This window comes from Saccharothrix algeriensis, from assembly GCF_016907655.1.
In the GTDB taxonomy this organism is placed as follows: Bacteria; Actinomycetota; Actinomycetes; order Mycobacteriales; family Pseudonocardiaceae; genus Actinosynnema; species Actinosynnema algeriense.
The window spans coordinates 187,506-214,020 of the sequence record NZ_JAFBCL010000001.1; the positions used below are offsets into that span (position 1 = coordinate 187,506).

Below are 26,515 nucleotides of genomic sequence, written 5' to 3' on the forward strand. Positions count from 1 at the left end.
TCCAGCGCGCCGGGCGTCCAGCGCGCCGGGCGCCGAACGGCTGCCGGACCGCCCGCACGTGCACCGCCACCGCGCCGCGCGCCGAGCAGCCGCCCGCGCCGCCGGACCGGGGGCTCCACTGTGGACGGAGGGCGATATTCGATCGCACCGCTGCGCCCCGCTGCGGCAGCATGGCCCGGCAAGCGCCGGCGACTGCCCTGGGAGGGGAACGGATGTCTGTGCCCGGGTCTTCCGGCACCGCGGACCGGGGTTCACCCGATCGCCGGAAGGCGGTGGCGCTGGCGCTGCGGTTCTACGGCGGCGAGCTGCTGCGCCGGCGCGGGAACGCCGTGCCCGCGCTGCTGCTGCCCGCCCTCGGCAACACCTGCCTGGCCTACCTGGCGCCGCTCGCGGTCGCCGCCCTGGTCGACCGGCTCGCCGGCGGCGGGCGGGCCGACCTCGGCTCGCTGCTGCCGTACGCGCTCGGCTTCGGCGGGCTGATGCTGCTGGGCGAGCTGCTGTGGCGGATCGGCGTGCACCACATCAACCGCACCGAGGCCCGGGGCATCGAGCACCTGGCCGTGGTGGGCATGGACGCGCTGCTGGCCAAGGACGCCGCGTTCTTCCACGACAACTTCGCCGGCTCGCTGACCAAGCGCGTGCTGAGCTTCGCGGCGCGGTTCGAGGAGTTCGTCGACACGCTGGTGTTCCAGGTCTTCGCCAACCTCGTGCCGCTGGTGTTCGCCTGCGTGGTGCTGTGGCGCTACGACCCGCTGCTGGTGGCGGTCCTGCTGGGGCTGATCGCGCTGACCGGCTTCGCGATCGCGCCGCTGGTGCGCCGCCGCCAGGCGCTGGTCGACCAGCGCGAGGCGGCCATCGCCCGGGTCTCCGGGCACGTCTCGGACACGCTGGCGAACATGGACGCGGTGCGGGCCTTCGCCGCCGAGCGCCGCGAGGCCGCCGAGCACCGCGCCCGGGTCGCCGAGCAGCGGGTGCTGACGCTGCGGTCGTGGGACTACGGCAACCTGCGGATCGACACCGTGGTCGCGCCGATGTCCGTGCTCACCGCCACCCTCGGCCTGCTGGTCGCGATCGGCCTCACCGGCGGCGCCCCGGGCGTGGAGGCGATCGTGGTGACCTTCGCGTACTTCACCAGCGCCACCAGGGTGATGTTCGAGTTCAATCAAATTTACCGCCGGCTGGAGGGCTCGCTGACCGAGGCGGCCCAGTTCACCGAACTCCTGCTGGACCCGCCGGTGGTGCTGGACCCGCCGTCGCCGGAGTCACCGTCCGGCGAGGACTCCGGCGTCCGCTTCGAGCGCGTCGCGTTCTCCTACCCCTCGGGCCGCCCGCTGTTCGACGGGCTGGACCTGGACATCCCCGCCGGGCACCGGATCGGGCTGGTGGGCCGCTCCGGCGGCGGCAAGAGCACGCTGACCAAGCTGCTGCTGCGGCTGATGGACGTCGACGGCGGCCGGATCCTGGTGGGCGGTCGGGACATCGCGCGGCTGCGCCAGGCCGACCTGCGCGGGCTGATCGCCTACGTGCCGCAGGAACCCGCCATGTTCCACCGGTCGCTGCGGGCCAACATCGCCTTCGCCCGACCGGGCGCGAGCGAGGCCGACGTCCTGCGCGCGGCGCGGGCGGCCCACGTGACGGAGTTCGCCGAGGCGCTGCCCGACGGCTTCGACACGCTGGTCGGCGAGCGGGGCGTCAAGCTGTCCGGCGGCCAGCGCCAGCGGGTGGCGCTGGCCCGCGCCATCCTGCGGGACGCGCCGATCCTGCTGCTGGACGAGGCCACCAGCGCCCTGGACTCGGAGAACGAGGCCCTCGTCCAGGACGCCCTGTGGCAGCTCATGCGGGACCGGACGGCCGTGGTCGTGGCGCACCGGCTGAGCACGGTGGTGCGGATGGACCGACTGGTGGTGCTCGACGGCGGTCGCGTGGTCGAGCAGGGTTCGCACGACGAGCTGCTGCGGACGGGCGGCGCCTACGCCCGCCTGTGGCACCACCAGTCCGGCGGGTTCCTGGCCGAGGACGACACCGGGCCGGCGGGCGACCGGACCGCGGTGCCGTGACCGGTCACGGCAACGACCACGCCAGGACCTGCAGGTCGTTCCAGGACAGCGCTTCGGAGGTGATCGCGTAGACCGCCCCCGAGGAGCCGGTCCAGGTCAGCCGGCGGCCTTCGCAGTCGAACCCGCCCTGCTGGGTGGCCCCGCCGCCGGCGGGCACCCGGTACCGGACCGCCATCGTGCCCGACGCCGTGCGGCCCGCGGCCCCCTTGACCGGCACCTCCCCGGAACCCGCCGGGAGGTCCTGCGAGGTCGCGACGGTCGAGCCCGCGGGGTAGCGCTCCACCGTCCACGCCCCGGCGTCGGCCGAGAAGGTGGCCACCACGGTCCCGTCGCCCGCGCCCGCGGGCAGGAACAGCACGGCCCGGGGCTCGGGCCAGGCGGGGCCGGTCGGGAACTCCCAGTCCGCCCACAGCTCCACCCGCTGCACCGACGACGGGGTGAAGACGGACAGGCCGGTGCAGAACGGCGTCCGGTGGTCCACCGAGGTCGGGGAGGTCGCCGTCGTGAGCACGGCGCCGGCGGTGGCCGCGACGTCCGCGACGCCGGTGGAGCCGTCGTCCCACGCCCACCACAGGGCGCCGGGCACCACCGCGACGAGCGCGACCGCCGCCGCCAGCGGCGCGAACCGGCCCCGGGAGCGCCGCGGAGCGCCGTCCAGGCGGGCGAGGACGGCGGCGACGACCTCGTCCGGCGGTTCCCGCTCCGACTCCCGCCCCAGTCGTCGCAGCTCCCCTTCGACGTCACGCACGGCCGCTCACCTCGCTGTCCCGCTCCGCGCCGAGCAGCGCCCGCAGCCGCGCGAGCGCGCGGGCACTCCTGGACTTGACCGTCCCCCTGGGTAATCGCAACACCTTCGCCGTCTCCGCTTCCGTCAGCTCCAGCAGGTAGCGGCAGGTCAGCACCAGCCGCTCCCGCTCGTTCAGGCGCCACAACGCCCCCCACAGCAGCCGCCTGCGCTCGTCGGCGACCGCCACCTCCTCCGGCTCCCCGTCCGGCGGGGCCTCGGGCCGGCCGTGCAGCGCGGCGAACCGGCTCGCCAGGTCCGCCCGCCGACCGCTGGACCGGTGGGCGTTGCGGGCGAGGTTGGCCACGATCCGCAGCAGCCAGGGCCGGAACGACGAACCCGGCCGGAAACCGCCCAACCCCTGGTAGGCCCGCACGAACGCGTCCTGCGCCACGTCGTCGGCGTCGCTGCCGGCCCCCAGGAGCCGGGCGAGCCGGACGGCCGCCGCGTGGTGCTGCCGGACCAGGTCCCCGAAAGCCTCGACGTCGCCGGCCAGCGACCGCGCGACCAAGTGCTCTTCGTCCGTGACGCCTCCTTCGTCCGCCCTCCCCGACTCCCTACACCGGCCGGCCCGACCCGGTTCCCCGGTTCGCCCGTCCGGCGCCGGTCGGCGCGCACCGGGCGGCGGGGAACCGGCTCCGTCCCGGTCGGCCGCGCGGTGCGGCGGGCGGGGTCCGAGCGGGCGCCTCGTTTTGGCGTCGGTGGGGGCCGGGTGTCAGCATTCCGCCGTGAACACCAGGGGGAACGCCCTGGCCGCGCTGGTCGCGGCCCTCGCGCTGTCGGCGTGCACGGCGACGTCGGAGCCGGCGCCGCTCCAGCCCGCCCCGACCGCGGCGGCCGGTGTGCCGCTGACCGGGCACCGGCTGTGCGGCGACCACGTGGTGGTCGACTTCGCGACCGACGACGAGATGCGCGCCGCCGTCGCCGGCGTCGCGGCCGACGACCGGGTGCGCCGCGTCTACACCGAGACCAGGGAGCAGGCCCTCCAGCGCTTCAAGGAAATCTTCGCGGAGCAGCCGGAGATCCGGGACATGGCCCGCGCGGAGGCGCTGCCGGCGGGCTTGAAGGTGATGCCGCGGCCGGGCGTGGACGTGCGCGGGATGGCGGGCGACCTGCGGTCCGACCACCCGAGCGCGAAGAGGGTCGAGGCGTTCGTCCGCCCCTCCGCGCCGGATGCGCCGGATGCTCCGGACGCGCCGGAGTGCCCGGCGGACGGCGAGTGGCCGGTCGCCTGACCCGGCCGGGCGTCACGCCCCGAACACGTCGTCCTGCGCGTTCTGGCAGGCGGTGAGCAGGGCGCCGCGCAGCACCGCCGCGCCGCCGAGGGCGCCGGCCCGCACGGTCGTCGGGATCGGCGACAGCGCGGCCAGGCGGTCGGCGACCGCGGCGGCCAGCGCCGCGCCGCCCGCCTGGCCGATCTCGCCGCCCAGGACGACGCAGCCGGGGTCGAGCACCGCCGTGACCGCCGCCGCCCCGACGGCCACGCGGTCCGCCAGGTCGTCCAGGAACGCCCGCGCCCCCGCGGCGACCGCCGCGCGCACCAGGGCGGCGGCCGGCGGCTCGTGCGGCGCGGCGTCGGCGGCGAGGCCGTGCTCGGCGGCCAGCGCGACGATCGCCGGCGAGGAGGCCAGGGAGTGGAACCCGCCCCCGGTCTTCCCGCACGCCCCTGCGCCCGCCTCGCCTCGAACCGCCGCCCCGCCCCCGGCCGCCACGCCCGACACGGGCAGGAAACCCAGCTCGCCCGCGCCGCCGGAAGCGCCCCGGTGCAGCGCGCCGCCGAGCACCAGCGCGGCCCCGGTGCCGTGGCCCAGCCACAGCAGGGCGAACGTGTCGCGGTCGCGGGCGCTGCCCGCCCGGTGCTCGGCGAGGGCGGCGACGCTGGTCTCGTTCTCGACCAGCAGGCGGCCGGGCAGGTCCCGCAGCGCCGCCAGGACGCCGCCGTGCCAGCGCGGCAGCCCCGGTGTGCGGCGCAGCTCGCCGGTCGCCGGGTCGACCAGGCCGGGCACGCCGATGCCGACCGAGTGCAGGCTCGACGCCCCCGCCTCGCGCGCGGTGTCGGCCAGGAGCGCGACGGTACGCTCGACGGCCGGCTCGCCGGGGTCCGGCCCGATCGGCGCCGACCGCTCGGCCAGCACGCCGCCGAGCAGGTCGGCCACCACCACGGCGACGCTGCCGGTGCGGACGTCCAGCGCGGCCACGTGGGCGCGGTCCCGGACGATGCCGTAGAGCTGCGCGTTGGGACCCCGCCGGCGGACGTCGGCCTCGCCCACCACCCGCACCAGCCCGGCGCCGCCCAGGCGCCGGACGAGCTCGGCGACGGTGGGCCGGGACAGGCCGGTGCGCTCGGCCAGCTGGGCCGCCGTCAGCGGGCCGTCGCGCAGCAGGAGCAGGGCCGCCCGGTCGTTGATCGCGCGTGCGGCGCTCGGTGATGCGGGCATGTCGCCGACCCACCAGCCTTTCTTTCAGGAAGCCTACCTGATAATTTCCGAATCCTACTGGAGGGGAAGGTGGGGACGTGAGCGACACAGCGATCACCGGGAGCCTGCGGGCCGCCCGGTACGCGGTGGCGGCCGTGTTCTGCGTGCACGGCGCGGTGCTGGGGTCCTTCGCGACGCGCGTGCCGTGGATCCAGGAGCACGCCGGGATCGGCGCGGGGCAACTCGGCCTGGCCCTGGCGTTCCCGGCCGTCGGCTCGGCGGTGGCGATGCCGTTCGCCGCCCGCATCGGCCACCGGCTCGGCAGCCGGACCGCGCTGCGCCTGCTGCTGGGCCTGTGGACGCTGGCGCTGGTCCTGCCGTCGCTGGCGCCGAACCTGGTGGCGCTGTGCGCGGCCCTGTTCGCGTTCGGCGCGGCGGCGGGCATGTCCGACGTCACGATGAACGCGCTGGGCGTGGAGGTCGAGCGGGGCATGGGGCGGTCGATCATGTCCGGCCTGCACGGGATGTGGAGCGTCGGCGCGCTGCTCGGCTCCGCCGGCGGCACCCTGGCCGCGCACCTGGCCGTCAGCGCCCGCCTGCACCACCTGGTGGCCGCCGCCGTGCTCACCGCCGTCGGGCTGGCGGTCTGCCGGGGCGTGCCGGACCTGCGGCCCGAGCAGGACGAGGAGCCACCGCCCCGGTTCGCCCTGCCGCCCCGGTCGGCGCTGCTGATCGGCGCGGTCGGGTTCTGCGCGGTGTTCGCCGAGGGCGCCGGCCTGGACTGGTCGGCGGTCTACCTGCGCGACGTCCTGGGCTCGTCGCCGGGCGTGGCTGCGGCGTCCACCACGGCGCTGACCCTGACCATGGTCGTGGGCCGGCTGGCGGGCGACGCCGTGGTGAACCGGGTCGGCGCGGCGCGCACCGTGCGGACCGGCGGCGTGGTCGCCGCCGCGGGCGGCCTGCTCATCGTCCTCGCGCCGAGCCCGCTGGTCGCCATCAGCGGGTTCGGCCTGCTGGGCCTGGGCATCGCGGTCGTCGTGCCGCTGGCGTTCGCCGCGGCGGGCCACCGGGAGGACAACGCCGGCCGGGCCATCGCCGGCGTCGCCACCATCACCTACACCTCGGGGCTGATCGCGCCCTCGCTCATCGGCGCCATCGCCCAGGCCACCAGCCTCACCGCCTCCTTCACCGTGGTGACGGCCCTCGTGCTCGGCCTGGTGCTGTTCGCCGGGGTGCTGTCGGGCCGAGCGCGGGGGTGACGCGGGGCGGGCCGCGCCCGGCCCGCCGATCAGGTCACCCGGCGGCGACCACGTCGGCGACCACGCACACCACGTTGTCCGGGCCGCCGTTGGCGTTGGCCAGGTCCACCAGCCGGCGCACCGCCTCGTCCGGGTCGGCCGCCCGGCGCAGCACCAGCCCGAGGTCGTCCTGCGGCACGACGGTGTGCAGCCCGTCCGAGCAGAGCAGGTACCGGTCGCCCGGCAGGGCGTCGTGCAGCGCCAGGTCCGGTTCGACCCGCCCGCCGTGCAGCGCCCGCACCAGCATCGACCGCTGGGGGTGGCTCAGCGCCTCCTCCTCGGTCAGCCGGCCCTCGGCGATCAGCGACTGCACCACCGTGTGGTCGTGGGTGATGCGGAACAGGCCGTCGCCGCGCCGCAGGTAGACCCGCGCGTCGCCCACGTGCACCAGGCCCAGCCGCGACCCGGACAGCACCAGCGCGGTCAGCGTCGTGCCCGAGCACGACCCGGCGGGGTTCGCCGACAGGTAGTCGCCGACCGCCGCGCCGGCCCGGTGCACGGCGTCGGCCAGGGTGTTGAGCAGCTCCCCCGCCGGGATCGCGGTGTCCAGCGCGGCCAGCGACTCGATCGCCACCGAGCTGAGCGGCTCGCCCCGCGCGCCGAACCCGTCGGCCACGGCGAGCAGCCGCTCGCCCGCGTAGCCGCGGTCCTGGTTGGAGTCGCGGACCAGGCCGCGGTCGGTGCGCAGCGCGCAGCGCAGTGTCACGGTCACGGTGGTGTCCTCCCCGGACAGCTGTTCGACGAGGAAGGCGGCGAGGTCGCGCCGGGCGGCCGTGTCGGCCTCGACCCGCGCCCAGTGGGCGCGGACCTCGGCGGCGGCCTCCCGCGGGGCCAGCTCGCAGACCAGCCGGATGCGGGCCAGCGGCATCCCCAGCCGGCGCAGCCACGCCACCAGGCGCGCCCGCCCCAGCTGGTCCGGCGAGTAGAGCCGGTAGCCCGACGCCGGGTCCACCCGGGCCGGGGTCAGCAGGCCCAGCTCGTCGTACAGCCGCAGCGCCTTGGGCGACAGGCGGGCCGCCCGCGCGAACTCCCCGATGGTCACCAGCTCCACCGACCTCGTCCCCTCCCCGACCGGGCGCCCTCCGCCCGGTCCGGCCCACGGTGCGGCTTGCCCCGGGGTGAAGGTCAACCCCCTGCTCACCCGAGCCAGGCGCGCGCCCCCGCGACCAGCGCCGCCACCCCGGTCTCCAGGGTGGGGCTGATCACCGGGGCGAACAGCGGCGAGTGGTTGGCGGGCAGGCCGCCCACCACCTCGCGCAGCTCCTCCTCGGTCCTCGCGCGGGCGAACGGCGCCGGGTCCGCCCCGCCCAGCAGCCAGTACACCAGCGGCGCGCCCGCGGCGGCGGCCAGGACGCCCACGTCCTCGCTGCCGGTCACCGGGCCGGGGTCGACCACGCGCCGCGCGGTGACCACCTCGGCCAGGGCCGCGCCGGCGCGCCGCACGGCGTCGGGGTCGTTGAGCACGGCCGGGTAGCTCGCCAGCAAGGTGACCTCCGGCTCGCGGGTCGCACCCGAGGCCGCCGCCTCGGCGCGCACGACGCGCTCCACCGCCCCGAGCACCCGCTCGCGCACCTGCGGCCGGTAGCTGCGGACGCTGAGCAGCAGCTCCGCCTCGTCCGGGATGATGTTGGCCGCCGTGCCCGCGTGGATCGCGCCGACCGTGAGCACGGCCGTGTCGCCGCCGGCCACCTCCCGCGACACGATGGTCTGCAGCCGCAGCACCGTCGCCGCCGCCAGCACCACCGGGTCGACCGCCGCCTCCGGGCGCGACCCGTGCCCGCCCTCGCCGCGCAGGGTGACGCGCAGGGTGTCCGCCGCGGCGAACGCCGGCCCGGCCCGCAGCCCCAGGAAACCGGCCGGGAGGGGCGCGACGTGCTGGCCCAGCACCACGTCGGGCGTGCCGAACCGGTCGAACAGCCCGTCGTCGACCATGGCCTGCGCGCCGCCGCCGACCTCCTCGGCGGGCTGGAACACCGCCAGCACCGCGCCCCGCCACCCGGCGCGCGCCGCGGCCAGCTCCCGGGCGGCCCCGACCAGGCACGTCACGTGCACGTCGTGCCCGCACGCGTGGGCCACCGGCACCGACTCGCCGTCGCGCTCCACGACGGCCGTGCTGGCGTAGGGCAGGCCGGTGCGCTCGGCCACCGGCAGGGCGTCCATGTCGGCCCGCAGCAGCACCGTCGGCCCGTCGCCGGAGCGCAGCACCCCCACCACCCCGGTGCCACCCACCCCCTCGGTGGTCTCGAACCCGGCCGCGCGCAGCTCGCGGGCGGCGATCGCCGCCGTCCGGGTCTCGGCGAACCCCAGCTCGGGGTGCCGGTGCAGGTCGCGGTACAGCTCGGCGAGGCTCACGACGATCACTATCTGCGCCATGGGCCCCGCGGGCAACACCCGGCCGTCGGGGCGTCACCGCGTGGGGTGACGCCCCGACGGCCGGGGGCGTCAGGACTGGGCGACCGGCTCCTCCACCGGGCCGGCCGCGGGCTCCTGCTCCTTCTTCGCGTTCTTCGTCGCCGCGTACCCGACGGCCGCCGCCACGAACGACAGCGCGCCGAGCACCGGCCACACCGCGTGGCCCAGCTGGAGGAACAGGAAGCCGCCGACGATCGGGCCGGCCGCCGCGCCCAGGCCGTAGACGAACTGGAAGCTGCCGATGTAGCGGCCCCGCAGGTGCGCCGGCGCGACCACGCCGGGGTAGGAGAACACCACCGGGCCGCCGATGATCTCCGCCAGCGTCCACAGCAGCGTGCCGGCGATGATCACGGCCGGGCCCAGCGGCAGGCCGTAGGCGGCCACGCCCAGGCCCAGCAGGACGAAGCACGTCGCGACGACGACCTTGGCGGGCAGGTTCTGCGTCGTCTTGGTGACCACCAGCTCGAACAGGATCACCACCGCGCCGTTGAGGGCGACCGCGAAGGTGTACCAGAAGATCGGCACCCCGGACTTCGCCACGTCCAGCGGCAGCGTGGACAGGTACTGCACGTAGACCACGCCGTTGATGAACACCACCAGCAGGAACGCCAGGTAGCGGCGGTCGCGCAGGACGTCGGCGTAGCTGCCGGTCGCCGCCGGGGCCGCCTCGTCGCCGCCGGCGCGCAGGCGCTTCTCCTCCGCCTTGGACGGCAGCGCGAAGCGCGCGAGCACCGCGTAGACCAGCGCGACCAGCGCCTCGCCCCAGAACAGCAGGTGGTAGCTGTCGCCGCCCCACTGGTAGAGGCCGAACCCGATCAGCGGCGCGGCCGTCGTGCCCAGGTTCAGGCCGAACCGGTACATCGCGAAGACCATCACCTGCCGGTCGTCGTCGGTCAGCTCCGACAGCAGGGTCGCCGAGGCCGGCCGGTAGACCTGCCCGACCGCGCCGACCAGGGCGGTCGCCGCGATCAGCAGCGGGTAGCTCGGCAGGTAGAGCAGGGCGGCGATGAGGGCCGCCGAGCCGCCCATGCTGAGCACGGTGGAGTTGCGCGCGCCGAGCCGGTCCGCCAGCGCGCCGCCGACCAGCACGCCGACGACGCTGCCGACGCCGTAGACGCCCAGCGCGGTGGCGGCCTGGCCCGCGGAGTAGCCCTTCGCGGTCAGGAACAGCACCAGGAAGATGTTGAGGAAGCCGCCGATCTTGTTGACGAAGACGCCGCCCAGGACCACCTTCACCGCCGTCGGCGACTCCACGAACGTGGCCCGGATGCCTGCTGACTTGTTCTGCGTTGCCATCACTTCACATCTCTCGGGGTGTGCGGGGGGATCAGGCGGGCTTGACTTCGAACGCGGCCTCCGCCGCGGCCAGCCGGTCGGCGACCTGCTCGCGGGACTCGCCGGTGGCGACGGCGAACGCGATGCGGCCCCAGACCGTGCCCTTGGGCGGCGGCGAGACGACCGCGCCGGGCTGGGCGACCACGACGGCCCGCTCGATGCCGTCGGGCAGGGCGTCGTGGTCGAACCCGAGCGCTCCCAGCGTGGTGTCCTCCTCCGCCACGTAGAAGAAGCGGATGCCGGCGACCCGGCCGCGGGTCGGCGTGAGGTCGGCCGGCCGGCCGGTGGCCGCGGCGGCGGCGACCAGGCCGGGGTCGATGCCGGTGGCCAGCGAGCCGAGGAACGGGATCAGGTCGCCGCCGAGGCGGCCGTTGACCTCGATGACCTTCGGCCCGGACCCGGTGAGCATGAACTCGGAGTGGGTGACGCCGTCGGTGAAGCCCAGCGCCTCGTGCGTGCGCTGCAGCGCCTTGAGCAGCGCGGGGTCGGACAGCAGCGGGTCGGCGGCGTCGACGAAGTGCCCGACCTCCTCGGCGTAGGGCGGGTAGCCGACCACCTTGCGGGCGACGAACAGCGGCGTCACCTCGCCGTCGCGGACCACCGAGTCGACGCTGATCTCCTCGCCCGCGACGAACTCCTCGACCAGGACGGGCTGGTCGGTGTCGAACACGACCGGCTCCGGCCCCTCGGCGCCCAGCGTGAAGGCGAAGCCCGCCCGCAGCTGCGCCTCGTCGGCCACCTTGACCACGCCCAGGCTCGCGCCCAGGCCGCGCGGCTTGAGGATCGCCGGGTAGCCGACCACGCGCGCGGCGGCCACGGCCTCCTCCACCGTCTTCACCGGGACGGACCGGGGCTGCGCCACACCGGCGGCGTCCAGCGCGGCGCGCGTGCGCCCCTTGTCCCGCAAGCCCCACACGACGTCCGGGTCGCCGTTGCGCGCGCCCACGGCCCGCGCGACGAACGCGGCGGCGTGGATGCGCGCCTCGTCCCAGCACAGCACGCCCGCGACCGGCTCGCGCTCGGCCAGCCGGGCCGCCGCGACGGCCATCGCCGGGCCGTCCATGGTGCTGGGCAGCACGGTCCAGCCGGCCACGTGCTCCTTCTCCCACCCCGGTTCGGCGCTCAGGAACAGGTGGACGCGGTACCGGGCGCCGATCGAGCGCAGCAGGTACTCGCGGTAGGTCCGCATACCGGTGGCGACCACCAGCAGCAGCGGGCGGGTGCCCTCGGTTCCGGTCATGACGCGGTGCCTCTTCTCTCACAGGGGTTTCGGTGGGGTGCCGGGCGGGCTCAGGCGACGGCCGCCCGCTCCCGCTCCTCGTGGGTGACCGCGATCCGGGCGACCGCGTACCGCAGGGTCGGCGGGGCCATCAGGGAGGTGACCACCGCGACCAGCACGACGACCGTGTAGGTCTCGGTGGTCAGCACGCCCAGGCGCAGCCCGACCATCGCGACGATGACGCCGATGACGCCGCGCGCGTTGAGCCCGGCGCCCAGCGCCAAGCCCTCCCAGTGGCCCAGCCGGCCGATCCGCGCGCCCAGGTAGGCGCCCGCGAACTTGCCGACCACCGCCAGCAGCAGCACCAGCGCCGCCGCGCCGAGCACCGCCGGGTCGCGCAGCGCGGTGAGGTCCATGCGCAGCCCGGCGGTGGCGAAGAAGACCGGGGCCAGCACCGCCATGACGAACGTGCGCAGCGAACCCAGCCTCTCCCGCACCGGCACGCCCGAGGAGCTGATGAGCAGGCCGCAGACGAACGCGCCCAGGATCGGCTCCAGCGACAGCGCGTGGGTCCCGGCCGCCGACAGCACGACCAGCACCACCACGACCGCGACCGTGACGCCGTGCTCCGGGGAGCGGTTCGCGGTGGCGAGCGCCTTGCGCACCAGCGGCCTGCCCACCACGAGCGCGACGGCCGCGACGGCGGCCAGCGCGCCGACCGACAGCGCCGCGTGCCCGAGGGTGAAGCCCGCGCCCGCCATGCCCGACACCACCGCCAGCAGCGACCAGCCCACCACGTCGTCCACGGCGGCGGCGGTGATCACCAGCTGGCCGATGTCGCGGTGCAGCAGGTTCATCTCCAGCAGCACCTTGGCGATCACCGGGATGGCGCTCACGCACACCGCGACCCCGAGGAACAGCGCGAACACCGGCCGGTCCGCGTTCTGCCCGATCATCACCGCGGGCAGCGCGAACCCGGCCGCGAACCCCAGGCCCAGCGGGATCAGCAGCCCGCCCGCGGCCACCCACGCCGCCGCACCGCCCTTGCGGCGCGCCAGGCCGAGGTCCAGGTGCATCCCGGTGAACCCGACCAGCAGCAGCACCCCGAGCTGCCCCACCGCGTCGAGCAGGTGGATCTGCGCGACGTCGGCGGGGAACAGCCACCCGGACAGCGCGGGCCACAGCGGCCCGAGCAGCGACGGCCCGAGCAGGACGCCCGCGGCCAGCTCGCCGACGACCGCCGGCAGCCGGACCCGGGTCGCGAGCCGGCCCAGCGCGAACGCCGTGCCCAGCAGCACGGCCAGCTGCGCCAGGAACACCAGCATCTGGTGCGCGCCGATGGGGCTCGGCGGCGCGGCGGCGAGGATCACCGGTCCCCGTCCCGCGCGTAGTACCAGTTCTCCGGGTTGATCATCCCGTAGGGGTTGACCGGCCCGAAGCCGCGCAGGTCGTTGGCCACCTCGAACAACCGGATGGGGAAGTTCGGGGTGAAGATCACCGGGACCTGCTCGGCGATGTAGTCCTGGTACTCGTAGAGCACCGCCAGGTCGTCGCTGGTGACGGTGCGGTCGATCAGCTCGTCGGCCCGGGGGTCGGTGTAGAAGCCGAAGTTGCCGCCCGCGCCGGTGGAGAACAGGATCTCGCCGGTCGGGTGGTGGTAGGCCCAGCCGCCGTTCCAGCAGCACATCTCCCACAGGCACGGGGTCTCCGCGCTCGCCTTGCAGGGCGCGTCCTCGGCGACCAGGACCGAGCCGTAGACCTCCTGCAGGCGCAGCTCGATGCCGGCGCGCGCGGCGGCGTCGCGGAAGCCGTGCATGAGCCGGGTCAGCGCCGGGCGGCCCTCGACGTACCGCATCAGGATGGTCAGCTCGGTGCCGGCGGGGATGCCCTCCCCCGCCTCGCCGGGCCCGGCGCCGGGCCGCACGCACACCGCCGGCGTCCGGCTGGTGTCCCAGCCGTTGGCCTCCAGCAGCCGCTTGGCGTGCTCCGGGTCGAACGGCAGCGGCCACGCGCCCTCGCGCTGGCGCGGCGAGACGTAGTCGGTCCGCGGGTACATCGGGACCGGGCCGTTCTGCCGGTAGGCGTAGCCCTGGTAGATGTCGCGCACGGCGGTGTCCTGGTCCAGCACGCTCTGCAGCGCCTGGCGGAGGTAGGTCTGCGCGAACATCTTCCCGACCACGGTCGGGTTGTTGTAGTTCAGCGAGATGTACCGGATGCAGAACGCCGTCTGCGGGTACATGGTGTAGTTGTCCGCCAACGGGTTCGGGCCGCCCACCACCGGGTCGACGGCGGGCTCGGTGGCGAAGCTCAGCGGCAGGTAGCCGACCTGGATGCCGTTCTCGGCGTCCGGCCCGGCCTGGAGCATCCGGTACTGCTCCTCGTCGGAGAAGGTCGGCACCTGCCGGAACTCGTCCAGGTAGGGCTTGTTCGGCCCGGAGTAGTGCTCGTTGGGCACGAACGTGACGACGCCTTCGAGCGTGTAGCTCTTGAGCCGCCACGGACCGCTGACCACGCTCCAGATCGGACTGTCGGCCCAGCGCGTCCGGTGGGCGTTGCCCTCGTCGACGATGTCGCCCTGCTCGGCCATCAGGTGGTCGTAGACGGCTTCGACGTCGGCGAGGTCGCCGGAGGCGTCGGCGGGGCCCGCCGCGGTGCGGTCCCACGCCCGGGGCAGCGGGGTGATGGTGCTGAGCTGGTTGTACAGCACCCAGTGCCGCGAGTAGGCCCGGTCGAAGGTGAAGAACACCTTGTCCTCGGCCAGCTTCCCGTACGAGGTCAGGTTGTCCGGGAAGTAGCCGGGCACGTACTCGCCGTACCGGGCGCCCTTGACCTTCATGAGGTTGACCCAGAACAGCACGTTGTCGGCGCAGACCGTCTCGCCGTTGGACCACTTCCACGGCTTGACGGTGATGGTGACGGTCAGGCCGTCCTCGCTCCACTCCGGCGGCTCGCCGATGCTCTGCGCGTAGTCGACGGCGGGGGTGCCGTCGCTGCCGAAGTAGTACAGCGTCCGGTACATCAGCGCCTGGAACTCCAGGATGTTGCGGGTGCCCATGCGCTCGGCCGGGGTGAACGGGAAGATCACGGCGGGCGGGAAACCGGGCGCGCACGCCCAGGTGACCACACCGCCCCGGCGGGGTTCGCCCCCGGTGGGCGCGGCGACGGTGCTGGCGGAAGTCATGGCTGGTGCGTCCTCGTCGTCAGGTGGTCTGGGGTGCGGGGATTTCCTCGATCACGGACACGCCGGTGGCCGCGTGGTCGCCGAAGCGCTCCCACACCTCGGCCAGCCGGATGCGGCCGTCGGCCAGGACGGCGGGCGTGCTGCGGCAGTGGCCGGAGACGACCTCGCCGTCCTCCAGCACCATGCAGTAGGCGAAGTCCAGCGAGCCGTCCGGCGCGGCGGTGCCGGTGAGCGCGCCCCGGCGGGCCCGGCCGCCGAGGAACTCGCCCCACAGCAGGTCGCCGTCCTGGTGGTAGACGGCGACCCGGCTCTCCTCGGGCGCGCCGTCGGCGACCGGCCGGAACCTCCGGCCGTCGTAGTCGATCACTTCGGTCCACTCCTGCTCGGTGGTCGCGCGGCGCCGCGCGCCGCGGGTGGGTGCGGGTGGTCGTCGCGGGGCGGGCCCGCCCCGCGACGGGTCCGGCGCCGCGGGTGGCGCGGCGCCGGGGCCGGTCCTAGCGGAACTCGACCCGGATCCTGGACGCGTAGTCGTCCAGCAGCTCCCGGGCGTCCTGCTCGGACTCGCCGGTGGTGCCGAGGAAGCCGAGGATGGTGTTGCCGTCCGGCGGTCGCCGGATCACGTCGCCGGGTCGTGCGGTGATCTTGAGCAGGAACACCCGGTCGGACCCGCTGACCTCCTCGGGCACCACCACGCGGTCGACCACGCCCGCCTCGGAGATCAGGCACATCGAGGTGATGTGCGTGCCGGTCGGCCGGAAGTGCCGCACCGCCGGCCGCCGCCCGGCCGCGATGTCGACCACGGCCGCGATCGGGTCGTGGTCGGCGGTCAGCCGGGCGATCTGGTCCAGCCCGCCGCCGCCCACCCGCGCCGCGATCTCCAGCAGGTGCGGCTTGCCGCCGTGGAAGCGGACCTCGGCGTGCAGCGCGCTGCGGCGCAGGCCCTGCGCGAGCGCCCCGGCCTTCACCACCTCGTGCACCGCGGCCAGGTCCTCGGGGCCCAGCGACGTGGGCGCGTGGTGCACGTCGTCGTCGAACGTCCCGCCCTCGGCGGTGATCCGGTCGACCACCGAGCCCAGGTAGACCTCGCCGTCCCAGGAGACGGCCTCCATCAGGTACTCGCGGCCGTCCAGGAAGGACTCCACCAGCAGCCCGTTGGGCCCCAGGTCGACGCCCTGGGCCTCCGAGGTGGCCCAGAACAGGTCCCGGATGCCCTCGGCGGCCTGCGCGTGGCGCTCGGCCAGCTCGGCGTCGTCGTCGCACTTGAACACGAAGTGGCTGCCCGCGCCCAGGGTCGGCTTGATGATCACCGGGTAGCCGAACTCCCGCGCGGCCTCCCGCGCCTGCTCCAGCCCGGTCACGTGGCGGTAGCCGGGGATCGGCGCGCCCGCCCGCTCGTGCGCCCGGCGCATCAGCAGCTTGTTGCGGCTGTTGAGCGCCGCCTCCACACCGATGCCGGGCAGGCCCAGCGCCTCGGCGATCGCGGCGACGGCGACGACGGCCGCCTCGGAGAAGGTGATGACGCCGGCGAAGTCCTCGACGGCGTGCCACTGCTTGGCCGTCGCGATCATGTCGTCGATGTTCCTGCTGCCCACCAGCCGGTAGCGGTCGGCGGGCCAGAAGTCCTCGGTGCCCTCGCCGTTGAGGACGTAGAGCTGCGCGCCCAGCGCCTCCACCTGCTCGTAGCGCGAGTGGTAGTACCGGAGGTACTGGCGGGTCTCCACGGTCAGCAGCTTCACGGTCGGTGCCTCCTAGCGTGCGCCGTCGAGCGCGGGCGCGAGCCCGGTCGGCGCGGTGGTCGCGGGTAGCCGGGGGAACCGGAACACCGGCACGGACCCGGCGTGCGCGGAACCCAGGTCCAGGTCGACGCCCGCGGCGCGCAGCGCGTCCGCGACGTCCACCAGGATCGGCGCGGCGCACGCCAGCAGCGTGCGGGCCTCCAGCAGCAGGTCGCCGGGCGCGACCGGCGAGTGGCCGTTGCGCTTGCCGTCCACCGCGTCGGCCAGCGCGCGCAGCCGGCCGAGCTGGGTCAGCACGGTCTCCGCCGCCCGGCCGAGGCTGAAGCTGGGCAGCTCGTAGCAGAGCCGGAAGCGCTCCAGCACGGCCGCGGAGCGCCGCCTGCCCTCCTCGGTGGTGCGCGGCTGCGCCGAGGCGTCCACGCCCACCAGCGCGAGGGTGACGGCGTCGGCGAGCGCGTTCCACGGCTCGACCAGCCGCCGCGTGGTGACGGCGTGCAGCGCGTCGCGGCTGAAGTTCGTGCGCTGGTACTCCGGCGCGGTCAGCGCCAGGTAGAAGCGGACCAGGTCGCGCGGCACCTCGGCGAGCAGGTCCGCGCTCCAGATCAGGTGGTTGCGGCTGGTGGAGAACTTCTCGCCGTCCAGGTCGTAGAACTCGTTGCAGACGTTGCTCTCCGGCGTGGTGTACCGGTCGCCGTGGGCCAGCAGCATCACCAGGTCCACCAGGCCCCAGTGGTAGACGTTGTCGAAGCCGTGGAAGTACACCAGCTCCGCGTCGGACTCGGCGCGCCACAGGTGGTCGGTGTCGCCGGTCGGGTGGCCCTGCCGCGTGGCGGTCCACCAGGTGCTGTAGATCGACGCGGGCATCGCCTCGATCCACGGGTACAGGACCTGGCCGGGCGTCTCGGGGAACGGCGCCGGGATGCCCCACGTGCCGGGGAAGGTGACCGGCACGTCCGGCAGGGGGCGGGCGAGCAGCTCGCCGACCAGCTGCTTGGCGTGGGGCCGCCAGCGCGGCGTGCGCGCGGCGTAGTAGCTGGTGAGCCGTTCCCGGTACTCCTCCATCGGCAGCACCAGGACGGTCCGCTCCCGGTGGACCACCGGGTCGGTCGGGTCCAGGGTGTACTTCGGGTCGATCAGCTCGTCGAAGTTGTTGGGGTGCCCGCAGGTCTCGCACGCGCCGCCGCAGCTGCCCGCCAGGCAGACCGGGCAGGTCCCGGTGACCAGGCCGTCGTAGAGGAAGCGGCCGGCGTTCTTGGCGTAGGGCAGGCGGACCGCGCGCAGCCGGAACCGCCCGGCGGCGTGCAGGTCGGCCACGTAGTCCAGCACCGTGCGGCGGTAGCGGTCGTCGATCGGGGGCAGGCCCGCCATCAGGGTGCCCATGGCCGCCAGGGACCGCTCGATCTTCGCCGTCGAGGTCCGCACCAGCTCCTCGGGCGTGACGCCCCGGCGGTGCGCGGTGGACACGACGTAGCTCTGGCTGTCGTCGGTGCAGGTGGTGTAGACCACCTGGCGGCCGTTGGCGCGCAGGTAGCGGGCGTACACGTCGCCGGACAGGTAGGGGCCCGCCATGTGCCCCACGTGCAGGTCGCCGTTGGGCGTCGGGGTGGCGGCGACGACGATCGCCGGGCGGGCGCGGCCGGTCACGCCGGGTCCCCGTGGCGGGCGGCGAACCGGTCCGCCATCTCCGCGTCCCACCAGATCGCGTAGAACTCGAAGTCCGCGTCGCCCCGGTTGACCACCTGGTGGCGCTCCTCGGGCGTGAAGTGGACGACGTCGCCGGCCGCGAACGGCGTCTCGCCCGCGTCGGTGAGGATGTGGGACTCGCCCCTCATCGCGACCCAGATCTCGTACTCGTGGTGGCCGTGCGCGCCGGACTCGGCGCCGGGCCGCACCACGCACCAGGAGCCCTCGAACGGCGCGTTCACCAGCGGCCAGGGCATCAGGCGCTGGGCCACCAGGCCGTTGTCCTGCTTGAGGTTCTCCCGGTCGAGCTTGCGGATCTCCATCATCGTGCGGTTCCTCCGTGCGGTGGGGTGGCTCAGGCGGGGTGGGGTACGGCGAGCAGCTCGGCGGCCGGGCGCGGCCGGGGGTCGGCGGCGGGCCGGCCGCGACCGGCCAGCAGGTCGCCGACGATCTCGCCGGAGCGGATCGCGAGCACGCTGATCAGCGAGTCGGCGATGCCGTGCGTGGACTCGTTGACGCCCTGGAGGTAGACCCTGGCCTCGATCGAGTCCGGCAGCGCCATCCGGTAGTTGCGGGTGACGGTGAACTCGTCCACGCCGACGGCGGCGGCCAGCGCCCGGGTCAGCGCGGGCATCCGCTTGACGAAGCCGGTGCCGAGCATGACCACGTCGCACGCCAGCTCGTCGCTCCGCCCGGTCTTGCGGTCCACCAGGGTCAGCACGACCTCGTCGCCGGCCAGGCGGGCGTCGGCCACCTCGGTCATCGTGATCATGCGCAGCCGCTCGGCGCCGGTCAGCTTCTCCAGGTACATCGTGCGGTAGAGGTTGTCCAGCATGGCCGGCGCGAGCCCGGAGTAGTTCGTCCGGTGCATCTCGCCGAGCAGCTGCTCGCGCGCGGCGGGTCGCGCCGCGTTGAAGGTGTCCACGAAGGACGGGTAGAACAGCTCGTTGGTGAACTTGCTGCTCTCGTAGCCGTTGAGGCCGATCGACCGCATCACCATGGTCACCTGGGCGTTGGGGAACCCCTGGTGGGCCGACCACAGCATCTCGGCCGCGCTCTGCGCGCCGCCGACCACGACGATCCGGTGCGCGCCGGCGGCGTCGAACCCGCCGACCCGGTCCAGGAACTCCGTGCTGTGCACGACCCGCTCGCGCGGCAGCGCGGCGAACTGCGCCGGCACGTGGGCGTCCCGGCCCGCGCCCACGACCAGGTCGCGGCAGCGGACCGTGCCGCCGTCGGCGAACCGCACCAGCCAGCCGGTGACCCGGCCCGCGACGACGTCGCCGGGCTCGACGCCGACGACCCGGCGCCCGTGCTCCAGCCGGACGGCGCCCAGCGACCGGGCCACCCACGCCAGGTAGGCGGAGATCTCCAGCCGGTAGGGCGTGAAGGTGCCGAGGTTGATGAACTCGTCGAGCCGGCCGATCGAGTGCAGGTAGTTGACGAACGAGAACTCGCTGCGCGGGTTGCGCAGGGTCACGAGGTCCTTGAGGAACGACACCTGGCTCTGCGACCAGGGCAGCAGCATCCCGCGCTGCCAGGCGACGTCCTCGTGCTGCTCCACGACCAGCGAGCGGGCGGCGAGGTCGGGGGCCAGCTCCTCCAACGCCACGGCCAGGGCCAGGTTGGCCGGCCCGGCGCCGATCGCCAGCAGCTCTACATCCTGGTGGTCCAACGCATTCTCCTGAACTCGAAGGGGGGTGGCGCCACGACGGCGGCGCCACGCGGGCGGACCGGTCGCGAGCCCGCCACCGGGAGGGGGCCGGTCCACCGGCGGCGGTGCGGAAACGCCCGCGCCAGGAAGTCTGGTAAAGCCGTTCTCGGCTTGCCGGAGAAAACCGTAAATCACCCGGACGCCGTCGACAAGATATTCTCCGACGGACTCGAATCGACTCGATCAGGTAATCCTATCGACCCGCCCGTGGGCATTCCCGAATCTTTCCGACCACGCTCACCACTGTTTACCGGGGCGGTCCCGCAGCCGTTCCCGGGAGCCGTTCCCCGGGCAGCCCGGAACCCGGCCGGAAACCACCGGCCGAGCACACCGGGAATTCACCGGAGCGTCGTCAGCAGCTCACCGGCCGCCACCCGGCTGGCCGCCACGGCAGTTTTCGCGGCGCCCCCGCTGCCGCCGGTGAAGGTGTGGACGCCGGGCCACCCGGCGACCGGCAGCAGGCGCAGCCCGGCCGGGTCGCGGTAGCAGTCGGACGACGCGACCACCCGTTCCGGCGGACCGCCCACCACGACGCCGAACCGGCGGCGCACGGCCACCGCGACCCGGTCGACCAGCGCCGGGTCCGGCCGCACCTCCTCCGGCGCGACGTCCCACCGGTCGCAGCCCAGGCCGAGCAGGAACCCGCCCCCGTCCCACGGCCTGCCGTACAGGCCGGTGTCGTCGTCCACGAACACGCCCAGCCCGGGCAGGTCGACGCGGTGGACGCCGTACTGGATCTGCTTGGTGCGCAGCGCCCCGCCGTGCCCGACCAGGCGGGGCGTCCACGCGCCGGCCGCCACCACCAGCGCGTCGTAGCGCCGCCGCGCCCCGTCCGACGTGCGCACCTCGGGCCCGCCCCGCACCGGGGCGACGTCGACCGGGACCACGTCGACGCCGTGCGCGGCGGCCCAGGCCAGGGCGCTGTCGCGCAGGCGGGCGGGCGACAGGTGGCCGGCGTGCCGCTCCACCACGCCCACCGAGTCGTCGGCCGGGTCGCGCAGCCCGAACCGGCGGCGCAGCTCGGCCGGCCCCACGACGGCCGCGGAACCGGGCAGCCGCTCCTGGAGCACCCGCACCGACCCGGCCGGGTCGACGCCGCCGGGCAGCACGTAGAGCGAGCCGATCTCGCGGTAGCCGGCCCACTCCCGCAGCCGGGCGTCCCCGCGCACCTCGGCGAGGCTGTCCGCCGCGAGAGCGGCGGCGGCCGGGTCGCGCTCGAACCCGCGCACGAGCCCGCCGGACACCGCGGAGGCGTCCGGTGCGGCGCGGCGGCCGGCGAGGACTTCCACGCGGACCCGGTCGCCGGCCTGGCGCAGCCGCCACGCCAGCAACGCGCCCGCGAGCCCGCCGCCGACCACCCCGATCCTCATGCGCTCGTCCGAATCGCCCGGAAAGTGCCGCAAAAAGTCCGGACCGGCCCGCGATCACATATTCCGGATAAGACTCGGCGGCTTTCGGCTCTACCGCCCGGTGAACTGGACACCCCGGTCTCCCCTCGTCCTGGGTACGCAGATCGTAAGCACCGGGCGGGGGAAGTCAACGACTCGTTCCGGCAGCGCGGCCGACCCCATAAAGAACGTTGATGAGGAAGCCTCACTGCACTCCGGCCGACCCCCGGACACCGCCGATCGGCCGCTCTCGACGAGTAGCCGGGCCATTACCCGCTAGCCGACGGTGACCGACCAACCACGCGTGTGCACCAGGTAGCAGAACTCGTCGAGCAGTTTCGCCAGCGACCCGCCCGGCCGCCCCAGCGCCGCGACCAGGGCCGGCTCGTCGGCGCCGGCCTCGGCGAGCAGGTCCAGCGCCCAGCCCCGCCCCAGCCGCAGGTGCGCCGCGTACGCCGCCCGGTCGCGCGCGCCGTGCAGGCGCCGCGCGATCAGGTCGTCCCACGGCATGAGGCTGTCGGGGCGCACCGCGAACAGCAGCTTGGCCGCGGCCGTGGGGCCGAGCGAGCGGCGGGCCGCGGCCGGGGTGGCGGCGAGGTCGGCGAAGCACCCGGCCACCGCCTCGATCTCCGCGTCGGTCAGCTCGCCCAGTCGCGTGCCGGGCTCCGGCAGGCCGGCGCGCCCGCGCTCCCACCACGCGGCGAGGCCCTGGTCGAACACCGCCGGCTCGCCGTCGCGGGGGTAGCGGATGCGGCAGCCCCACGCGTTGAGCCAGCGGTGGGCGGCCGCGCGGTGCGCCGCCCGCCCCAGGTCGACCGCCGGTGCGGTGGCCGCGAGCAGCGCCGCCCACGACCGGTCGGGCCGGGTGTAGCGGCCGAACTGGTCCGCGGCGGCGCGCAGGGTGGCGAGATCCGGTTTCACAACGGGGCAGACTAGCCGGCGCTGCGCGCCTACCATCCCGTGCCGTGACCACGAACCTCAGCCACCTGGCCAAGCTGACCAGCGTCGCCGACGACTACCGCCACTACCCCAAGGAGGTCGTCGCGCTCCCCGACCACGACGTGGTCCTGCCCGACGCGCACCTCAAGTGGTACGAGGTGCGCAAGGCGGAGTCCTCCGTGGACCCGGCCGTGCGGGCGCAGGGCGAGCGGTTCCTGCGCGCGCAGGTCGCCGCCGGCGAGCTGCCCGTCTCCGGCGAGCTGGGCTTCGTGGTGCACCACCTGTGCGGCGAGTCGTTCCACTTCCTCATCGTGTGCACGTGGCGCAACAACAACGAGATGTGGGTGACGGTCTACTACCGCGAGGTCGCCGACCAGGAGGGCTTCCAGCGCCTGGAGCAGGGCGACCACCTCCAGGTCGTCTGCGTGTGGGAGCTGGGCGCGGTGCTGCACGAGCGCCAGGCGTGGAGCCGCTTCCTCTACTCCGACCGCGACGACGAGGCGAAGGTCGCCTACCTCGCCGACCGCTTCACCGGCACCGCCTAGCCGGCCGGTTCGGCCGCCCGGGGCGGGCGTCGGCTTCGGGTTGCCGAAGCGGGCGGGCGCCGGTCGGGGGCCTGCTCCTCCCGGACCCAGGGCCCGGTGACCGGCGCCGGCCGCGCGGGGGGCTCCTGCACCAGCGGCGTGGTCGGGGTGGTGTCGTGGTGCAGGCGGAAGACGTCGAAGCGGTTGTAGTGGCCGATGATGTCGTGCATCTGCTTGGACTGGACGCACCTGGCCAGGTCGACCTCCCCGTACACGACGCCCTCCGCGTCGACCAGCGGTTCGGTGACGGGGTTGCCGTCGGGGCCGTAGATGCCCGACAGCGCGCTGCGCGGGCGGCGCATCCGGTCGGCGGTGGCCGGGTCGCCGCCGGCCGCGACCTCGATCATCTCCTCGGAGACCGGGGAGCAGGCGACGACGGAGAACAGCTTGCCCTCGAACGCGTGCGCGGCGGTGCGCAGCGCGATGGCGTGGGCCATGTCGTAGTCGGCCGGCGCGACCGGCAGGGCGATGTAGTTGGCGGCGTGCACCAGCTCCCCCTGCGCCAGCAGGGCGAAGCGGGCCAGGGTGTTGGTGTTCTCGCCGCACGCGAGGACGCCCAGCGGGCCGACCGGCGTCCGGTGCACGACGACCGAGCTGCCGTCACCGGGCGTCCAGGTCAGCTTCTCCGCCCAGGTCGGCACGAGCTTGCGGTGCACGCCGAGCACCGCGCCGTCCGGGCCGATGGTCAGCACGCTGTTGTAGAGCACGCCGAGGCTGTGCCGGCCGCGCTCGTTGACGCCGATGACGACGGTCGTCCCGGTGGCCGCCGCGGCGGCGCGCAGCACGTCGACGTGCGGCCCCGGCACGTCCACGGAGGCGCGGTAGAGCCGCTCGTACAGCGGTGACGCGGCCACCGGGTTCATCGTCCAGTTCCAGTACGGGTAACCGGCGACGAACACCTCGGGGAACACCACCAGCCGCGCGCCCCGGCCGGCCGCCTCGCGGATGATCGACGCGGCCTTGGCCGCGGTCGCGGCGGGGTCGAGGTAGACCGGGGCCGCCTGCACGGCCGCCGCGGTGAAGCGGGGGAAGTCGTCCACGGGTCCTCCTATCGCCCGGTGCTCCGGTGCACCGGCCCGGCCGCGGCGGGTCGCGCGGTCGGGTGGGGCCGGGTGGCGGCGGGCGGCGGCGCGCTGCCGGCGGCGTGGATCGCCGGCCAGGGCGCGCCGGGCCCGGTGTGGCCGAGGGCCGCCGCCGCGTGCAGGGTCCACGCCGGGTCGTGCAGGTGGGCCCGGCCGAGGCCGATCAGGTCGGCCCGGCCGGCCAGCAGGGTGGAGTTGGCGTCGTCGTAGGTGGAGATGCCGCCGACGGCGATCGTGGGCACGCCGGTCGCGGCGCGGATCCGGTCGGCGAACGGGGTCTGGTAGCCGCGTCCGAAGGCCGGCCGCTCGTGGGCGACGACCTCCCCGCTGGACACGTCGACCACGTCCACGCCGTGCTCCGCGAAGGCACCGGCGATGCGCACCGCGTCGTCCGGCGTCGTGCCGCCCGGCGCCCAGTCGACGGCGGAGATCCGGGCCAGCAGCGGTTTGCGCGCCGGCCACGCGGCGCGGACCGCGGTGATGACGGCGAGCGGGAAGCGCAGGCGGCCGGCGAGGTCCCCGCCGTACCGGTCGGTGCGCCGGTTGGTCAGCGGCGAGAGGAACCCGGACAGCAGGAACCCGTGGCCCGCTTGGACCTCCAGCACGTCGAACCCGGCCGCGTCCGCCCGCGCCGCCGCGGCGGCGAAGTCCTCGGCGAGGGCGCGCAGCTCGGCCTCCCCCGGCTCGTGCCGGTCGCCGCGCGGCCCCTTGCGGCCGGAGTGGTCGAGCTGCACGCCGATCGCGGCCGCGCTGTGCTCGTGCACGGCGTCGGTGATGCGCCGCCACGCGGCGACCTGCTCGTCGGTGTAGAGGCCGGGGCAGGCCGCCGTCAGCCGGCCCTCGGGGCTGACGGCGGTCCTGCCGGTGAGCACCAACCCCGCTCCCCCCAACGCCTTCCCGCCCAGGTGCAGCAGCTCCGCGACGCCGGGCACGCCGTCCTCGGCGCGGTCCAGGGCGATCGGCGCGGCCACGACCCGGTTGCGCAGCACCAGGTCGCGCAGCGGGAACGGCTGGAACAGCGGCGGCGCGGGCGCTTCGGACCGGTCGGGGTGGCGAGCGCGGTACCAGCGGTCCAGCGCGTCGGCGTAACCCGGGTCGCGCAGCCGGAGGTTGTCGTAGGTGACGCGCCGGCTGCGGGTCAGCAGGGCGAACGCGAACTGCTCGGGTTCCTTGCCGACGGAGTGCTCGATGTCCTCGAACCACTCCAGGCTGGCCTGCGCCGCCCGCTGGGTGGACTCCACTACCGGCCTGCGCTCGGCCTCGTAGCGGTCCAGCGCGGCGGCCACGTCGGACGCGCCGGGCCCGTCGGGCGCATCGGCCCCGGGCGCGGGTCCCAGCGCCGCGGCCAGGGCGAGCGCGTCCTCCATCGCCAGCTTGGTGCCCGAGCCGATGGAGAAGTGCGCGGTGTGCGCGGCGTCGCCGAGCAGCACGACGTTGCCGTGCCGCCAGGTCGCGTTGCGCACGGTGGTGAACCGGAGCCACCGGGAGTTGTTGGTGAGCAGCGAGGCGCCGTCGAGGAAGTCGCCGAGCAGCTCGGCGCACCAGGCGACGCCCGCCTCGTCGCTGCGCCCCGGCGGCAGGTCGCGCGCGGCCGTCCCGGCGAGGCCCGCCGCGCGCCAGGTGCTCTCGGGCAGCTCCACGATGACCGTGCTGCGGTCGGCGCTGAACGGGTAGGCGTGCACCTGCACCGGCCCGAACCTCGTCTCCACCACCACGAACGCGAACGCCTCCAGCGCCCGGTCCGCGGCCAGCCACATGTACCGGCAGGCGCGCTCGTCCAGCGACGGGCGGAAGACGTCGGCGTACTTCGCCCGGGTCGCCGAGCGCACGCCGTCCGCCGCCACCACGAGGTCGTGGGCGCGGGCCAGTTCGTCGGCGTCCGGCGCGGGGGTGGAGAACCTCAGCTCGACGCCCAGGTCCCGGCAGCGGCGCTGGAGCAGGCCCAGCAGCCGCTCGCGCCCGATCGCGGCGAACCCGTGCCCGCCGGAGGTCCGGACGACGCCCCGGTGGTGGACGTCGATGTCGGTCCAGCGCGCGAAGCGCTCCTCCAGCGCGGCGGCGACCACCGGGTCCGCCGCCGCGATGCCGTCGAGGGTCTCGTCGGAGAACACCACGCCGAAGCCGAAGGTGTCGTCGGCGGCGTTGCGCTCCCAGACGGTGATCTCGCGCCGGGGGTCGAGCCGCTTGGCCGACGCCGCGAAGTACAGCCCGCCGGGGCCGCCCCCGATGACCGCGATCCTCACCGGCCGCCCACCCCCGCCACGGCGTCCAGAGTGGACCGCACGTCGTCCGGCCACGGCGTCGCGGCCGGCGCGTCGAGCGCCGCGTGCGCGACGACCACCCGGCCCTCGGCCGCCAGGCCGGCCTCGCCGTGGACGGTGAACGCGTACTGCAGGGACGCGCGGCCCACCCGGACCACCCACAGCCGGGCCAGCACGCGCTCCCCGAACCTCAAGCGGGCGCGGTAGTCCACCTCGTGCCGCACCCGCGGCGTGCGCCCGAACAGGTGGGAAAGCCCGTGGCGGCGCAGGAGTTCGGCCTCGGCGTCCTCCGCCCAGCGCAGGACCGCGGAGTGGTGCTGGTGGCCCGCCGCGTCGGTGTCGTGCCACTCGACCCGCCGTTCGACCGCGGCGACCCGGCCGCCGCCGTGCCGGTCGGGAGTGGGGTCCGGTGTCGCCATCGCTGC

General features: G+C 75.2%; 23 protein-coding genes. 4 read left to right on the forward strand and 19 right to left on the reverse strand.

All coding sequences use genetic code 11. From position 1 onward, the window contains the following. Nucleotides 1-212 precede the first annotated feature (212 nt). The gene (locus tag JOE68_RS00710; protein WP_204840403.1) at nt 213-2,057 is read left to right on the forward strand and encodes an ABC transporter ATP-binding protein; all 1,845 of its coding nucleotides are present in this window, start codon (nt 213-215) and stop codon (nt 2,055-2,057) included. A 4-nt stretch (nt 2,058-2,061) separates the two neighbouring features. On the opposite strand, the gene JOE68_RS00715 is transcribed toward JOE68_RS00710, so the two are convergent. Both JOE68_RS00715 and JOE68_RS00720 read right to left on the reverse strand, forming a co-directional pair. Further along, on the reverse strand, nt 2,062-2,805 hold the full coding sequence (locus JOE68_RS00715) for a hypothetical protein (RefSeq protein ID WP_204840404.1): 744 nt from the start codon (nt 2,803-2,805) through the stop codon (nt 2,062-2,064). Continuing rightward, nucleotides 2,798-3,352 (reverse strand): RNA polymerase sigma factor, encoded by a 555-nt coding sequence (locus tag JOE68_RS00720; RefSeq protein ID WP_204840405.1) that lies wholly within the window; start codon nt 3,350-3,352, stop codon nt 2,798-2,800. The genes JOE68_RS00715 and JOE68_RS00720 overlap by 8 nt, the downstream gene beginning before the upstream one ends. A gap of 217 nt (nt 3,353-3,569) precedes the next feature. Between JOE68_RS00720 and JOE68_RS31620 the strand changes: the two genes are divergently transcribed. Further along, complete coding sequence (locus tag JOE68_RS31620; RefSeq protein WP_307819402.1) at nt 3,570-4,076, forward strand: permease-like cell division protein FtsX; 507 nt, start codon at nt 3,570-3,572, stop codon at nt 4,074-4,076. Nucleotides 4,077-4,088: 12 nt separating this feature from the next. Here the strand turns inward: JOE68_RS31620 and JOE68_RS00730 are convergent, their stop codons facing one another. After that, on the reverse strand, nt 4,089-5,279 hold the full coding sequence (locus JOE68_RS00730; RefSeq protein WP_204840406.1) for an ROK family transcriptional regulator: 1,191 nt from the start codon (nt 5,277-5,279) through the stop codon (nt 4,089-4,091). A gap of 77 nt (nt 5,280-5,356) precedes the next feature. On the opposite strand from JOE68_RS00730, the gene JOE68_RS00735 reads away from it, so the two are divergent. Further along, nucleotides 5,357-6,517: an MFS transporter gene (locus JOE68_RS00735; RefSeq protein WP_204840407.1), complete on the forward strand. Its 1,161-nt coding sequence runs from the start codon at nt 5,357-5,359 to the stop codon at nt 6,515-6,517. Between the two features lie 34 nt (nt 6,518-6,551). Here the strand turns inward: JOE68_RS00735 and JOE68_RS00740 are convergent, their stop codons facing one another. From JOE68_RS00740 to JOE68_RS00800, 13 genes are all read right to left on the reverse strand, one after another. Next, entirely contained in the window at nt 6,552-7,607 is a 1,056-nt protein-coding gene (locus JOE68_RS00740) for a MerR family transcriptional regulator (protein WP_204840408.1), read from the reverse strand. A gap of 86 nt (nt 7,608-7,693) precedes the next feature. Beyond that, entirely contained in the window at nt 7,694-8,929 is a 1,236-nt protein-coding gene (locus JOE68_RS00745; RefSeq protein ID WP_204840409.1) for an amidohydrolase, read from the reverse strand. 69 nt (nt 8,930-8,998) lie between these two features. Continuing rightward, entirely contained in the window at nt 8,999-10,264 is a 1,266-nt protein-coding gene (locus JOE68_RS00750; protein ID WP_204840410.1) for an MFS transporter, read from the reverse strand. Between the two features lie 31 nt (nt 10,265-10,295). Continuing rightward, the gene (locus JOE68_RS00755) at nt 10,296-11,543 is read right to left on the reverse strand and encodes an ATP-grasp domain-containing protein (protein ID WP_204840411.1); all 1,248 of its coding nucleotides are present in this window, start codon (nt 11,541-11,543) and stop codon (nt 10,296-10,298) included. 50 nt (nt 11,544-11,593) lie between these two features. Then, nucleotides 11,594-12,892, reverse strand: a complete 1,299-nt coding sequence (locus JOE68_RS00760) for a cation:proton antiporter (RefSeq protein ID WP_307819404.1) — start codon at nt 12,890-12,892, stop codon at nt 11,594-11,596. Further along, complete coding sequence (locus JOE68_RS00765; protein WP_204840412.1) at nt 12,889-14,703, reverse strand: ABC transporter substrate-binding protein; 1,815 nt, start codon at nt 14,701-14,703, stop codon at nt 12,889-12,891. The genes JOE68_RS00760 and JOE68_RS00765 overlap by 4 nt, the downstream gene beginning before the upstream one ends. 19 nt (nt 14,704-14,722) lie before the next feature. Then, nucleotides 14,723-15,070: an avidin-fold protein gene (locus tag JOE68_RS00770; protein ID WP_204840413.1), complete on the reverse strand. Its 348-nt coding sequence runs from the start codon at nt 15,068-15,070 to the stop codon at nt 14,723-14,725. Nucleotides 15,071-15,197: 127 nt separating this feature from the next. Further along, nucleotides 15,198-16,439, reverse strand: coding sequence for an ATP-grasp domain-containing protein (locus JOE68_RS00775; RefSeq protein WP_204840414.1), 1,242 nt, complete (start codon nt 16,437-16,439; stop codon nt 15,198-15,200). 12 nt (nt 16,440-16,451) lie between these two features. Next, complete coding sequence (locus JOE68_RS00780; RefSeq protein ID WP_204840415.1) at nt 16,452-18,083, reverse strand: class I tRNA ligase family protein; 1,632 nt, start codon at nt 18,081-18,083, stop codon at nt 16,452-16,454. After that, complete coding sequence (locus JOE68_RS00785) at nt 18,080-18,448, reverse strand: cupin domain-containing protein (protein ID WP_204840416.1); 369 nt, start codon at nt 18,446-18,448, stop codon at nt 18,080-18,082. Before JOE68_RS00785 ends, JOE68_RS00780 begins: the two co-directional genes overlap by 4 nt. Before the next feature lie 29 nt (nt 18,449-18,477). After that, entirely contained in the window at nt 18,478-19,797 is a 1,320-nt protein-coding gene (locus JOE68_RS00790) for a lysine N(6)-hydroxylase/L-ornithine N(5)-oxygenase family protein (RefSeq protein WP_204840417.1), read from the reverse strand. Nucleotides 19,798-20,174: 377 nt separating this feature from the next. Next, nucleotides 20,175-21,206, reverse strand: coding sequence for an FAD-dependent oxidoreductase (locus JOE68_RS00795; RefSeq protein WP_204840418.1), 1,032 nt, complete (start codon nt 21,204-21,206; stop codon nt 20,175-20,177). A gap of 294 nt (nt 21,207-21,500) precedes the next feature. Continuing rightward, nucleotides 21,501-22,145: a hypothetical protein gene (locus JOE68_RS00800; protein ID WP_204840419.1), complete on the reverse strand. Its 645-nt coding sequence runs from the start codon at nt 22,143-22,145 to the stop codon at nt 21,501-21,503. Between the two features lie 44 nt (nt 22,146-22,189). On the opposite strand from JOE68_RS00800, the gene JOE68_RS00805 reads away from it, so the two are divergent. Beyond that, nucleotides 22,190-22,708, forward strand: coding sequence for a hypothetical protein (locus tag JOE68_RS00805; RefSeq protein ID WP_204840420.1), 519 nt, complete (start codon nt 22,190-22,192; stop codon nt 22,706-22,708). Here the strand turns inward: JOE68_RS00805 and JOE68_RS00810 are convergent. Genes JOE68_RS00810 through JOE68_RS00820 form a run of 3 tightly spaced genes read right to left on the reverse strand, consistent with a single transcriptional unit; the run spans nt 22,705 to nt 26,509 of the window. Further along, nucleotides 22,705-23,787, reverse strand: a complete 1,083-nt coding sequence (locus JOE68_RS00810; protein ID WP_204840421.1) for a carbon-nitrogen hydrolase family protein — start codon at nt 23,785-23,787, stop codon at nt 22,705-22,707. The two genes, JOE68_RS00805 and JOE68_RS00810, sit on opposite strands and share 4 nt — an antisense overlap. Before the next feature lie 8 nt (nt 23,788-23,795). Then, on the reverse strand, nt 23,796-26,072 hold the full coding sequence (locus tag JOE68_RS00815; RefSeq protein ID WP_204840422.1) for an oxidoreductase: 2,277 nt from the start codon (nt 26,070-26,072) through the stop codon (nt 23,796-23,798). Continuing rightward, nucleotides 26,069-26,509 (reverse strand): acyl-CoA thioesterase, encoded by a 441-nt coding sequence (locus tag JOE68_RS00820; protein WP_204840423.1) that lies wholly within the window; start codon nt 26,507-26,509, stop codon nt 26,069-26,071. Before JOE68_RS00820 ends, JOE68_RS00815 begins: the two co-directional genes overlap by 4 nt. Nucleotides 26,510-26,515: the final 6 nt, after the last annotated feature.